This is a genomic window from Caulobacter sp. SRI_008, assembly GCF_057586355.1.
This window is the reverse complement of the sequence record NZ_JBYCZS010000032.1, coordinates 16,727-28,619: the sequence shown is the minus strand read 5'-3', so window position 1 is coordinate 28,619 and position 11,893 is coordinate 16,727. Positions and strand designations below refer to the sequence as shown.

At 68.2% G+C, this 11,893-nt stretch carries 13 protein-coding genes; 7 read left to right on the top strand and 6 right to left on the bottom strand.

From position 1 onward, the window contains the following. Positions 1-113: 113 nt before the first annotated feature. From AC2YHT_RS22810 to rlmN, 5 genes are all read right to left on the bottom strand, one after another. Positions 114-860 (bottom strand): EF-hand domain-containing protein, encoded by a 747-nt coding sequence (locus AC2YHT_RS22810; RefSeq protein WP_487292139.1) that lies wholly within the window; start codon positions 858-860, stop codon positions 114-116. Positions 861-978: 118 nt separating this feature from the next. After that, positions 979-1,821 (bottom strand): S1 family peptidase, encoded by an 843-nt coding sequence (locus AC2YHT_RS22805; protein WP_487292138.1) that lies wholly within the window; start codon positions 1,819-1,821, stop codon positions 979-981. A gap of 28 nt (positions 1,822-1,849) precedes the next feature. Next, on the bottom strand, positions 1,850-2,275 hold the full coding sequence (locus tag AC2YHT_RS22800) for a DUF350 domain-containing protein (RefSeq protein ID WP_487292137.1): 426 nt from the start codon (positions 2,273-2,275) through the stop codon (positions 1,850-1,852). 92 nt (positions 2,276-2,367) lie between these two features. Further along, positions 2,368-2,742, bottom strand: coding sequence for a hypothetical protein (locus AC2YHT_RS22795; RefSeq protein ID WP_487292136.1), 375 nt, complete (start codon positions 2,740-2,742; stop codon positions 2,368-2,370). Beyond that, positions 2,739-3,953: a dual-specificity RNA methyltransferase RlmN gene (gene rlmN, locus AC2YHT_RS22790; RefSeq protein WP_487292135.1), complete on the bottom strand. Its 1,215-nt coding sequence runs from the start codon at positions 3,951-3,953 to the stop codon at positions 2,739-2,741. Before rlmN ends, AC2YHT_RS22795 begins: the two co-directional genes overlap by 4 nt. Before the next feature lie 253 nt (positions 3,954-4,206). Between rlmN and trmD the strand changes: the two genes are divergently transcribed. After that, complete coding sequence (gene trmD, locus AC2YHT_RS22785) at positions 4,207-4,944, top strand: tRNA (guanosine(37)-N1)-methyltransferase TrmD (RefSeq protein WP_110122138.1); 738 nt, start codon at positions 4,207-4,209, stop codon at positions 4,942-4,944. 2 nt (positions 4,945-4,946) lie between these two features. Beyond that, on the top strand, positions 4,947-5,330 hold the full coding sequence (rplS, locus tag AC2YHT_RS22780) for a 50S ribosomal protein L19 (protein ID WP_487292134.1): 384 nt from the start codon (positions 4,947-4,949) through the stop codon (positions 5,328-5,330). 573 nt (positions 5,331-5,903) lie between these two features. Here rplS and AC2YHT_RS22775 read toward each other — a convergent pair. After that, on the bottom strand, positions 5,904-7,100 hold the full coding sequence (locus tag AC2YHT_RS22775; protein WP_487292133.1) for a glycoside hydrolase family protein: 1,197 nt from the start codon (positions 7,098-7,100) through the stop codon (positions 5,904-5,906). 257 nt (positions 7,101-7,357) lie between these two features. Here AC2YHT_RS22775 and leuC point away from each other — a divergent pair, with 257 nt between their 5' ends. The 5 genes from leuC (at position 7,358) to leuB (ending at position 11,841) form a co-directional block, all read left to right on the top strand. After that, positions 7,358-8,791 (top strand): 3-isopropylmalate dehydratase large subunit, encoded by a 1,434-nt coding sequence (gene leuC / locus AC2YHT_RS22770; RefSeq protein ID WP_487292132.1) that lies wholly within the window; start codon positions 7,358-7,360, stop codon positions 8,789-8,791. Next, positions 8,788-9,714: a hypothetical protein gene (locus tag AC2YHT_RS22765; protein ID WP_487292131.1), complete on the top strand. Its 927-nt coding sequence runs from the start codon at positions 8,788-8,790 to the stop codon at positions 9,712-9,714. Before leuC ends, AC2YHT_RS22765 begins: the two co-directional genes overlap by 4 nt. A gap of 12 nt (positions 9,715-9,726) precedes the next feature. Beyond that, positions 9,727-10,332 carry a 3-isopropylmalate dehydratase small subunit gene (leuD, locus tag AC2YHT_RS22760; RefSeq protein WP_487292130.1) on the top strand — a complete coding sequence of 202 codons (606 nt, stop codon included), beginning with the start codon at positions 9,727-9,729 and terminating at the stop codon, positions 10,330-10,332. Between the two features lie 152 nt (positions 10,333-10,484). Further along, complete coding sequence (locus AC2YHT_RS22755) at positions 10,485-10,787, top strand: putative quinol monooxygenase (RefSeq protein WP_487292129.1); 303 nt, start codon at positions 10,485-10,487, stop codon at positions 10,785-10,787. A 1-nt stretch (position 10,788) separates the two neighbouring features. Next, a complete protein-coding gene (gene leuB, locus AC2YHT_RS22750) occupies positions 10,789-11,841 on the top strand; it encodes a 3-isopropylmalate dehydrogenase (RefSeq protein WP_487292128.1) in 1,053 nt (350 codons plus the stop codon). The last annotated feature ends 52 nt before the right edge of the window (positions 11,842-11,893 follow it).

Here is an 11,893-nt window from a genome sequence, read left to right as displayed (position 1 = left end):
TGAGGCGGTGTCGGGCGGCTACAATTCATATGGGTTGAGCGCGTCGGACGGCGAAGCCGTCTAAACTCTGGTCCAACGCGCTCAAGGCGCCGCCGCCCTGAAGAAGAGCCTTCCTAGCCCGGTGTGATCTCGTCGAGGGTCAGCAGGCCGTCCTCGTCCACGTCGAGGCGCTGGAAGCGGGCGATGGCCTCCTTGCGCATCTTCCTGACGGCCAGGTCGATCAAGGGATCGGGCGCCTTGGCCTTCAGTTGAGCCACCGCGTCGGGCGGAAAGGTGGCGCCGGCGACGTATTCGTCTCGCGTCAGCCGCTGGTCGCGGTCAGTATCGCCCAACTTGAACACCGCCATGGCCGCGCCCACGCGCATCACCCGATATTCCTCGAAGCTCAGTCGCTTGTCGCGATCGATGTCCAGGCGGTCGAAGGTGGCGGCCAGGCCGGGCGAGCCGAGGGTGAAGCCTGTCTTCCTCGGCCTGGCATCGTCCGGCGGGACGACCGAATAGGTCACTCCGTCGTCGGGGCGCTTGAATTCGGCGAGGCTCAGCAGGCCGTCGTCGTCTTCGTCGAGGGCGGCGAAGTCGGCGCGGAGGCTGGTGGCTTGGCTGGTGGCGGGGGCCAGCACCACGACGCCGCCGACCAGGGCGGCGAGGGCGAGGGCGGGATAGACGAAGGTCCTGCGGATCATCACGGCTTTCTCCGATGTGAGGATTTCCACCGGACGGGCCAGATAGGCGTCGATGAAGTCGCGAAGCACGTCGCTCGCCGGGCGGTTCTCCTGTTCGCACCGCTGCATGAAGTCGCGCTTCATGCCGTGGGGCAGGCGGACCTGCAGCGTCTCGGATTTCTTGGGTTCGCGTCGCATCTGGGCCTAGCTTCCGGCTGTCCGGGCTCGCAAGCAAGCGCCGATCACCGTCGACCGGAACAGCCGAGCCGTCAGGACGCCAGGTCAATCTTGTACGTACAGAGGGCCTCGCGCCGGCTCAGACCGCCAGGCAGACCACCTGGGCCACCCGCAGGTCGCGCCGCAGGCCGTCGGCGATGCGGCCGTAGTTGTCGGTGGTGATGGACTCGCCCGGGGCGAACTCGGGAACGCCGGTGTCGCCGCCGCGGCGGGGCGAGCGGGCGATCAGGGCGCGCAGGCTTTCGGGGGCGGTGGTGTAGATGCGGCCCCGGCGCGGGGACTCCGCCACCGTCACGCCGATCACTCGGCCGGCGCTGTCGAGGGCCGGGGCGCCGGAGAGGCCGGCCAGGGTGCCTTTCAGATTGTCGGTGCGGCCGACTTCGGCCCAGACCAGGACGGGCTCGGTGCGGGCCCCTCGGCCGTGGATGACCAGGTTTTCGCGGCCGATCAGGCGCGAGGCGACCTCGCCGGCGTGGCCTTGCGGGAAGCCGGGGTGGAAGGCCCGCATGCCCTTGCGCGGGTCGCCGGTGTTCATCGGCATGGCTGGGGCGCCGCCCTCGGTGGTCAGGATGGCCGCGTCGAAGCGCGGATCGATGATGACCTTGGCGGCCACGCCGCGTCCGTCGGCGACCAGGATGGCGGCCGACTTGCAGCCGTCGACCACGTGGCGGGCGGTCAGCCAGATCCCCTGCGTGCCCACCGAGAAGGCCGTGCCGGAGGCGGGCTCCTGCTTGTCGGGCACCTGGACGACGATCGACGGGTCGAAGGGCGAGGCGGGGCCCAGGGGCACGCCTTCCTCGCCGGGCACCGGCGGCGGCGGCGGAGGCGCGTCGGCGCGCTCCTGGCGGCCGACGGCGACCACCAGCAGGGCGGCGACCACGGCGCCGTAGACCAGCCAGTCTGGAAGCTTGGGGAAATGCACGCGCCCCGCTCCGGTTCGTCCCTCCGCCTCAGCCCGCCACGCCGGCGGCGATGATGATGGCGGTGGCAAGCTTGGCGCCGACCAGCAGGGCCGCGGCCGAGACCTCGCCCTCGTTGATCCGCTCGGGCAGGCCCTTGAGCATCATGTCGGTCAGGCGGAAGACGAGCAGCTGCAGCGCCAGTGTGGCCACGCCCCACAGCAGGATCTCGATCACCGAGGTCGAGGCGGCCAGCGAGGCGGCCAGGGGAATGGCCAGGCCCGTCAGCACCCCGCCCAGCGACACGGCGGCGGCGGCGTTGCCCTCGCGGATCAGCTTGATCTCGCGATGGGGCGTCAGGAGGATGTAGATGGCGGCCCCAGCGATGAGCATGACCATGGTCACGCCCACATGGGTCAGGGTCGTCAGCAGGCCGTTGGCGAAGGCCTGAATCTCGGGCGACTGGATCTGAGGCATGGTTACGCGACCCCCGGGGACTGAAGGGGCAAGCTCTAACACGGGTCGGCGAGTCTTGCGTAGAGGGCTCGCCTCAGGCGCGTTCGGACGGGTCAGCCGTTACCGTTGCAGGTCATCGAGACCAGGTGCTCGGTCTTGACGTCGTACATGACCGAGACGACCGAGCAGCCGCCGTCGGCGATGTCGGGGATGGCCGACAGCGGGCCGATGCGCACGCCGATCGTGCGGCCGCTGTCGTCGCGCACCCAGCGGCCGACGATCATCTTGCGGTCGTCGAGGGTGACGCCGGCGTAGTCGCGGCCGTAACGCCAGGTCGGGGCCATGCCCGGCTTGCGCGAGGTTTGGGATTCCAGCCTGGCGACCTGGGCCGGGGTCGGCGTCCAGTAGGGCCGGCCGCGCGGCAGGGTCGCGCTGGCCGGCGCGGCCGCCAGAAAGGTCAGGGCGAGTGCGGCGAGGGCGCGTCTCACGCCGCGTCGTCCGCGTCCTCTTCCAGCATGCCGGCCATGGCCGCCATCGACAGCTTGCGCAGGGCGCTGGCGCGGACCTTCTCGCTCTCGCTCTTGAGCTGGCCACAGGCCGCAAGAATGTCGCGGCCGCGCGGGGTGCGGATCGGCGAGGAGTAGCCGGCCTTGTTGAGGATCGCCGCGAAGGTCTCGATCGCGCCCCAGTCCGAGCACTCGTACTGGCTGCCCGGCCACGGGTTGAACGGGATCAGGTTGATCTTGGCGGGGATGCCCTTGATCAGCTTCACCAGCGCGCGGGCTTCGTCCGGGCTGTCGTTGACGCCCTTCAGCATCACGTACTCGAAGGTCACCCGGCGGGCGTTGGACAGGCCCGGATAGGCGCGGATGCCGTCCATCAGCTGGGCGATCGGGTACTTCTTGTTCAGCGGCACCAGTTCGTCGCGCAGCGGGTCGTTGGTGGCGTGCAGGCTGATGGCCAGCATGGCCTGGGTCGTCTCGCCCAGCTTGCCCAGCATCGGCACGACGCCCGAGGTCGACACCGTGATCCGGCGACGGGAGATGCCGATGCCCTCGTTGTCGCTGATGATCTCGATGGCGTCGGACACCTGGCCCAGATTGTAGAGCGGCTCGCCCATGCCCATGAACACGATGTTCGAGAGCAGGCGGTCTTCCTTGTCGGACGGCCATTCGGCGAGGTCGTCCTTGGCGATCTGCACCTGGGCGACGATCTCGGCGGCCGTCAGGTTGCGCACCAGGGGCTGGGTGCCGGTGTGGCAGAAGCTGCAGTTCAGCGTACAGCCGACCTGGCTGGAGACGCACAGGGCGCCGACCCGGCCGACCGACGGAATGTAGACCGTCTCGACCTCGATGCCCGGGGCCATGCGGATCAGCCACTTGCGGGTGCCGTCCTTGGAGACCTGGCGCTCGACCACTTCGGGGCGGGCGATCGTAAAGGTCTCGGCCAGGCGGGCGCGGGTTTCCTTGGCCACGTCGCTCATCTGGGCGAAGTCGGTGACGCCGCGATGGTGGATCCAGCGGAACACCTGGGTTGCGCGCATCTTGGCCTTGCCGTGCTCGACCACGCCGCTCTCCGTCAGGGCGGCGATCAGCTGCGGGCGGGTCAGGCCCGACAGATTGACGGGCGGCTTGGCCGCATCGGCCCCGGTTTGCTTTTCAGCAGGGGCGACGCGGGACAGGTCGAGGGTGACGCTCAAGGGGCGGTCCGGGAAATTCGAGGAATGTGCGGGGTCGAGGCGGGGATATAGCAGATGTGGGCCGGTTTTCCAAAAGCGTGCGGCGAAAGGCCCCCTCCGGCCCTCCGGGCCACCTCCCCCAGAGGGGGAGGATCTAGGAAGCGCGGCGATAAGATGCTCCCCCTCTGGGGGAGCTGTCGGCGAAGCCGACTGAGGGGGTCTTCTTCCCGCCGCCCCCTTCGACAATCCCGTCATCTCCCGCTAAACCGCCGCCATGCCGTTCACCGCCACCGTCATGACCATGTTCCCCGAGGCCTTTCCCGGCCCGCTCGGCGTCTCGATGATCGGGACCGCCTGGAAGGAGGCCGACCTGTGGCGTTTGGAAACACTGGACATTCGCGCCTTTTCCAAGGATAAGCGCGGCTTCCTCGACGACACCCCCGCGGGTGGCGGCGCGGGAGCCGTATTGAAAGCGGACGTCATCGCCTCTGCGCTCGACAGCGTGGACCTGGGCGGGCGGCCGCTTTTGTACATGAGCGCCCGGGGCAGGCCCCTGACCCAGGCGCGCGTTCGTGAGTGGTCCAAGGCGCCCGGCATCGTGGTGCTGTGCGGCCGCTTCGAGGGGGTGGACCAACGGGTGCTCGACGCCCGCGGGTTCGAGGAGGTCTCCGTCGGAGACGCGGTTCTCGCCGGTGGCGAGGCGGCGGCGATGGTAGTGATCGAGGCGTGCGTTCGATTGGCCCCGGGTGTGCTGGGGAACATCGAGAGCACGCTGGAAGAAAGCTTCGAGGACGGTCTCCTCGAGCATCCGCAGTACACGCGACCGCGGACGTTCGAAGGGCTCGACATCCCCGAGGTGCTGCTGTCGGGCGACCACAAGAAGGTCGACCAGTGGCGGCGCAGTATGCGTGAAGAAACGACCCGCGAGCGGCGGCCCGATCTCTGGGAAGCGCATCTCGCCAATCAACAGGCAAAAGGCGGCCCGAAAACGGGTAAGCCCAAGGAGAAATGATCATGGCGATCAACATCGTCGCTCAGCTCGAGCAAGAAGAAGCGGCCCGTCTGCTGGCCGTCCGCGCGATCCCGGACTTCCGTCCCGGCGACACCCTGCGCGTCAACGTGAAGATCAAGGAAGGCGAGCGCGAGCGCGTTCAGGCCTATGAGGGCGTCTGCATCGCCCGCGCCGGCACCGGCGTCCACGAGAGCTTCACCGTCCGCAAGATCTCGTTCGGCGAAGGCGTGGAACGTCTGTTCCCGCTGCTCTCGCCGAGCATCGAAAGCATCGAAGTCAAGCGCCGCGGCGTCGTCCGTCGCGCCAAGCTGTACTACCTGCGCGACCGTCGCGGTAAGTCGGCCCGTATCGCCGAGCGCGTCAACGTTCGTCGCGACGCCGAATAAGCCCTTCCGCTTCGGCGAGAGGATCGAAGGCCCCGGTGGAAACGCCGGGGCCTTTTGCTTGTGCGCCCTTTGCCTGTGCGCCCTTTGCCTGTGCGCCCTTTGCTTGTGCGCTTGTGCACAGCGCCGGATCGCGCGCAATCTCAGGTTAAGTCGATGAAGCGGGGGCGACATGCGACGGATCTGGACGATTGGGTGTCTTTTGACGTTGCTGGCGATCGCCCCCGGCGGCGCGGCCCAGCCGTCCGCTTCGCCCTTGGTCGAACCTTCCGGCGACATCTTCGCCGGGCCGATCTGCCGCTCGCGGCCGGGGCCGACGAAGATCGCATCCGTGTCGCCCGTAAGGTGAAGCTTGGTGCGTTCGCACGCTTGTTGACAGAACCGCGTTCTAGGCGCTGAATGCTGTCACCCCCGCCGCTCAGTCGACGGGCTTCCAGACCGTCTCCTTTCTAGTGGACGGCCCTCTTCAGGTGGAGCCATCGGCCCCTGGAGTGTTGAAAACGATGTCAGGGCGCGCCGACAGGTCTCTACGACCGGCGCGCCCTTAGTCGTTCCGGGCTCAATCGTTTTTCGGCGTCAGCGACCGGTGACCATGGCGAGGTCGCGATCCAGCGCCGCGCCGTCGAACGGCACGACGATGATCTTGCTGCCGTGCCCGTTGCTTCCGGTCTGCTCGTCCTTGGGGGTGTCGACCACGGCGAAGGTCATGGCGACCACGTGGCCGTTCTCGACGACCACGCCCGGACGCTCCAGCTTGTTCCAGTGGTTCACCGTTCCGTCGGCGTTGCGGATGAAGTCCGCACCGGGCTCGTAGGCCAGGCCCTGTAGCTTCCAGCCGGCGATCCCGTCGCGCGAGATCAGGTGGTAGGCGCGGCGCTCGCGCCACTGGTTGACGACGATGTGGTACCAGCCGCCGCTATGCCAGACGACCGGGTCCTCGAAGGCGCGCATGTCGCGCTGGGGAACGCCTTCCAGGCCGCGATAGACACTGTCGCCCATCACCGCGTACGGGCCGAGGATCCCGGTCCTGCTGATCAGGATCTGCCCCGATCGCGGCACGATCTGATAGGCGCCGTCGGGGCGCAGCAGGACGCTGAAGTTGGCGGCGCGCGCGGGCTTGGCCGCCGGATCGTTGCGGATGGCGACGTCGCCCGGCGTCTTGACCAGTTGGAAGCGGCTCTGGTCGAGGCTGATCGTCCCGAGCTGCCGCCACGGGCCGTCGATCCCGTCCGACACGAAGACGTCGCCGTCGCGCGTCTCGCTGACCACTGCGGCGTAGCGTCCGTCGTGCGTCTTCAGGGCCGTGACGTTGTGGCCCCGGCCGCCCTGGTTGTCGGGCCAGATCAGGCCGGCGTCGCGATAGGGACCGAACAAGGTGTCGCTGATCGCCCCGACAGCCAGGGACTCGCCCCAGGCCTTGTGGCCCAGCGCCTGGTCCCAGCGGCTGGCGAACATGCGGTAGCGGCCGTCGGCGCCCTTCAGGATCTGGCCGTCCCAGTAGTTCCACCGGGTCATGCCGGCGTCTTCGAGGCCGTTGGCCGGGTCGCGCGGACCGACTTCCTTCGCGCCCCAGGCCGTGGTGGATAGCGCCGCGGGCGGCATCGGCCGGAAGTAGTCGATGAATGGCTTGGGGCCCAGCGTCGGCACGGTCTCGACGGTCGGGCCGGCTGTGACGGGGGCGCCTTGCGCGGCCACGACGCCGGGAAGCGCCGAGGAGAGGAGAAGGCAGGACAGGGTCGCCGTCAGGGCGAGCTTGCTGGAACGCGAGAACATGAACTTCCACCACCGGACTTGAGCATACCGCCGGCGGACGATTTCATGGGTCGAATTAATATTACATATGAAATCGACAAGGCCGCAGAGGCGGCCGGTGTCGTCTGGCCGACGCTCGCGGGGCAAGAAACATGCGTCTCAACCGCATTTGAGCGCTCTCTCGGGGCAGGATCGATCACCGCCCGGCGGTCACGCAGCGGATTTTCGGCGCATCCACGCTTTACGCGCCACCGCTTCGGGCCTAGATGCGAGGCGCTATGACCCGCGCAACAAAGACCCTCTACGACAAGATCTGGGACGCCCACGTCGTCAGCGAAGCCGACGGCGAGGCCATCCTGTACATCGACCTGCATCTCATCCACGAGGTGACGACGCCGCAGGCCTTCGCCGGCCTACGCGCCGCGCATCGCCCCGTGCGCCGGCCCGACCGCACGCTCGCCGTGGCGGATCACAACGTGCCGACCGAGAACCAGGCCGCCGGCGTCGACGCCGTCGCCGACGAGGAGGCGCGCCTTCAGCTTCAGACGCTTGGCCGCAACGTCGCCGACAACGGGATCGAGTATTTCCCGATGGGCGACATCCGCAACGGCATCGTCCACGTGGTGGGTCCCGAGCAGGGCCGCACCCAGCCGGGCATGACCATCGTCTGCGGCGACAGCCACACCTCGACCCACGGCGCCTTCGGGGCCCTGGCCCACGGCATCGGCACGTCGGAAGTCGAGCACGTGCTGGCGACCCAGACCCTGCGCCAGAAGAAGGCCAAGAACCTGCTGGTTCGGGTCGACGGCCAGCTGGGCCCCGGCGTCACCGCCAAGGATATCGCGCTCGCCGTCATCGGCGAGATCGGCACGGCCGGCGGCACCGGCTATGTCATCGAATACGCCGGCGAGGCCGTGCGCGGCCTGACGATGGAGGGCCGCATGACCCTCTGCAACCTGACCATCGAGGGCGGCGCCAAGGCCGGCCTGGTCGCGCCTGACGAAACCACCTTCGAATACGTCATGGGCAAGCCCGCCGCGCCCAAGGGCGCGGCCTGGGACATGGCCGTGGCCCACTGGAAGACCTTCTTCACCGACGAAGGCGCCGTCTTCGACCGCACCGTCGTCATCGACGGCTCGGCCCTGGTGCCGATGGTCACCTGGGGCACCAGCCCCGAAGACGTCATCCCGGTGACCGGCAACGTGCCCGAGCCGGAAAGCTTCGGCACGGCCGACAAGCGCGCCGCCGCCCACCGGGCCCTCGAATATATGGGCCTGACCGCCGGCCAGCCGATCTCGGAAGCCAGGATCGACCGCGTCTTCATCGGCTCGTGCACCAACAGCCGCATCGAGGACATGCGCGCCGCCGCCGCGGTGGTGCAGGAAGCCTTCCTGCACGGCCGTCTCGTCGCGCCGCACGTCAAGGCGATGGTCGTGCCGGGCTCGGGCCTGGTGAAGGAACAGGCCGAGGCCGAGGGCCTGGACGCCATCTTCAAGGCCGCCGGCTTCGACTGGCGCGAGCCGGGCTGCTCGATGTGCTTGGGGATGAACCCCGACCGCCTCGAGCCGGGCGAGCGCTGCGCCTCGACCAGCAACCGCAACTTCGAAGGCCGTCAGGGCCGCGGCGGCCGCACCCACCTGGTCTCGCCGGCCATGGCGGCGGCGGCGGCGATCGCCGGCCACCTGGTCGATGTGCGGACCCTGCTGTCGTGAGTCTGCTGCTCGCCCTGGCGGCGGCCTCGACCTTCGCCGCGCCGCTCGACCTGCCCAAGACGGCGCAGGTCGAGATGGTCGTGGTCAAGAGCCGCGAGGACATCCGTGACGGCAAGGCCGCCGCGCCGATCGGCGGCAAGACGGTCTACGCCAAGACGATCGAGACCCGGGGCGACGGCTACCGCGTGACGCTGAAGCCGGTGTCGACCGAGCTGCCCAAGGTCGGCACGGCCGCGCAGCAGGCCAAGGTGCAGGCCGCGCTCGAGGGCATGCTGGCGCGGACCTATGTCTACGACGCCGACGAAAGCCTCTCGCCGGTGTCGATCGAGGATTGGCCGGCCACGGTCGCCGACGTCACCAAGGCGCTGACCGCCCTGGCCGGCGACGACGCGGACGCCGCCAAGGCCATCGGCGCCGTGACCAGCATGTTCGCCAGGATGAGCCCCGAGCAGGCCGCCACGGTCATGCTCAAGGAAGACAGCCTGCTGACCGTGCCGGTGAACGTCGAGCTGGAGGTCGGCAAGCCGCTGACCTACGACGACGAGATCGCCAGCCCGTTCGGCGGCGGCGCGATCAAGGCCAAGGGCGTCGTCTCGATCGAGAAGATCGACGAGGCGCGCGGCGTCGGCGTGGTGCGCTGGAGCCGGAGCCTGGATCCGGAGTCGACCACGGCGATCATCGCCAAGATGATCGAGGCCATGGCCGCCCAGATGGGTCCCGACGCCCAGAAGCCCGACGTCAAGGCGATGTTCGCCAAGATGAAGTTCGAGAACACCAGCGGCTGTCTCTACGAGATCGACCTGAAGATCGGCCTGCCGGTCAAGGCCGACTGCGAGAGCAAGACCGTTCTCACCGATCCGAGCAGCGGCCAGCTGAACGGCCGCACCGAGCGCTGGGCCATTACCCAGACGCTGAAGAACTAGGAGAGGCGCGACATGCAAGCCTTCACCCGTCTCGACGGCCGCGCGGCGCCCCTGTCGCTGGCCAATATCGACACCGACCAGATCATCCCCAAGCAGTTCCTGAAGACCGTCGAGCGCGAAGGTCTGGGCAAGGGTCTGTTCTTCGATTTCCGCTTCGACGCGGCGGGTAACGAGATCGCCGACTTCGTGCTGAACCGGCCGGAGTACAAGGGCTCGTCCGTGCTGATCGCCGGCGACAACTTCGGCTGCGGCTCTTCGCGCGAGCACGCCCCGTGGGCGCTGATGGACTTCGGCATCCTGTGCGTGATCTCCACGAGCTTCGCCGACATCTTCAACAACAACTGCTTCAACAACGGCCTGCTGCCGGTGGTGCTGGCGCCCGACGAGGTCTCGCTCCTGATGGACGAGGCCAAGGGCGGCAACCACATGGTCAGCATCGACCTGGAAGCCCAGACGGTGATCTCGCCCTCGGGCAAGACCTTCGCCTTCCAGATCGATCCGGTCCGCAAGCAGAAGATGCTCAAGGGCCTGGACGCCATCGGCGAGACCCTGCAGCACGCCACCGACATCGACGTCTTCGAAAGCAAGCGCGCCATCGGCCAGCCCTGGCTGGAATAGCTCGGCGCGCTCCCTCCCCCTGGATGGGGGAGGGCTGGGGTGGGGGTGACTACGGCGGTGGACACAGTCGCCGCCTCGCTTCAGCTTGACGCGCAGCTTCACCCCCATCCCCGACCCTTCCCCCATCAAGGGGGAAGGGGGAGGCTACCAGAATGACCCTGATCCTCGCCGGCTCCATCCGCTTCGCGCCCGAGCGCCTGGAGAGCCTGCGGCCGCACCTGGCGGCCCAGGTGGCAGGATCGCGCGGCGAGCCGGGGTGCCTGGCCTACGCCCTCTCCGAGGATCCGCTTGATCCCGGCCTGATCCTGGTGTTCGAGCACTTCATTGACGAAGCGGCTCTGGCCTTCCATCGCGCTTCGCCGCATATGGCGCTCTGGCGCGCGGCTCAGGCCGAGCACGGCGTCCACGACCGCCGCATGTCCTCTTTTGACGTTTCTGACTATCGCGAGATCTGAAATGGCTACGCTCCTCCTGCTCCCCGGCGACGGCATCGGTCCGGAAGTCTGCGCCGAGGTGCGCCGCGTCGCGGCCGCGCTCACGCCGAACCTGGTGGTCGAGGAAGCCATTTATGGCGGCGCCAGCTATGACGCGCACGGCACGCCGCTGACCGACGAGGTGCGTGATCGCGCCCTGGCCAGCGACGCGGTGCTGATGGGCGCGGTCGGTGGTCCCAAGTGGGCCGACGCCCCGCGCCACCTGCGCCCCGAGGCTGGCCTGCTGAACCTGCGCAAGGCCATGAACGTCTACGCCAACCTGCGCCCGGCCTACTGCTTCGAAGCCCTGGCCGGCGCGTCCAGCCTGAAGACCGAACTGGTCTCGGGCCTCGACATCATGTTCGTGCGCGAGCTGGTCGGCGGCGTCTATTTCGGCGAGCCGCGCGGCATCGAGACCCTGCCCGACGGTCAGAAGAAGGGCTTCGACACCGCCCTCTACACGACCAGCGAGATCGAGCGCGCCGGGCGCGTGGCCTTCGAGCTGGCCCGCGGCCGTAAGAACAAGGTCCACTCGGCCGAGAAGTCCAACGTCATGGAGTCGGGCCTGCTGTGGAAGCAGGTGATCACCGAGCTGCACAAGCGCGAGTATCCGGATGTCGAGCTGGAGCACATCCTGGCCGACAACTGCGCCATGCAGCTGGTGCGCGCCCCCAAGCAGTTCGACGTCATCGTCACCGACAACCTGTTCGGCGATATCCTGTCGGACGCGGCGGCCATGCTGACCGGCTCGCTGGGCATGCTGCCCTCGGCCGCCATCGGCGATCCGAACAAGCCGGGCCTGTACGAGCCGATCCACGGCTCGGCCCCCGACATCGCCGGCAAGGGCCTGGCCAATCCGCTGGCCGCCATCCTGTCGTTCGAGATGGCCCTGCGCTGGTCGCTGAAGGAAGTCGAAGCCGCCGATCGTCTGCTGGCGGCGGTCAAGGCCGCTCTGGATTCGGGTGCGCGTACCCGTGATCTTGGAGGTGAACTTACGACTGTTCAGATGGGCGATGCGGTATTGTGTCGCATCTAAAACGCTGAATAGCGTTGTTATTCCTGCGTTTTGCAATCTGTGCTTAAGTTTT

Coding starts and splice junctions, on each gene's coding strand:
- leuB (WP_487292128.1), top strand. CDS start 10,789: ATGGCTACGCTCCTCCTGCTCCCCGGCGACGGCATCGGTCCGGAAGTC.
- leuD (WP_487292130.1), top strand. CDS start 9,727: ATGCAAGCCTTCACCCGTCTCGACGGCCGCGCGGCGCCCCTGTCGCTG.
- AC2YHT_RS22800 (WP_487292137.1), bottom strand. CDS start 2,275: ATGCCTCAGATCCAGTCGCCCGAGATTCAGGCCTTCGCCAACGGCCTG.
- trmD (WP_110122138.1), top strand. CDS start 4,207: ATGCCGTTCACCGCCACCGTCATGACCATGTTCCCCGAGGCCTTTCCC.
- leuC (WP_487292132.1), top strand. CDS start 7,358: ATGACCCGCGCAACAAAGACCCTCTACGACAAGATCTGGGACGCCCAC.
- AC2YHT_RS22755 (WP_487292129.1), top strand. CDS start 10,485: ATGACCCTGATCCTCGCCGGCTCCATCCGCTTCGCGCCCGAGCGCCTG.
- rplS (WP_487292134.1), top strand. CDS start 4,947: ATGGCGATCAACATCGTCGCTCAGCTCGAGCAAGAAGAAGCGGCCCGT.
- AC2YHT_RS22775 (WP_487292133.1), bottom strand. CDS start 7,100: ATGTTCTCGCGTTCCAGCAAGCTCGCCCTGACGGCGACCCTGTCCTGC.
- AC2YHT_RS22810 (WP_487292139.1), bottom strand. CDS start 860: ATGCGACGCGAACCCAAGAAATCCGAGACGCTGCAGGTCCGCCTGCCC.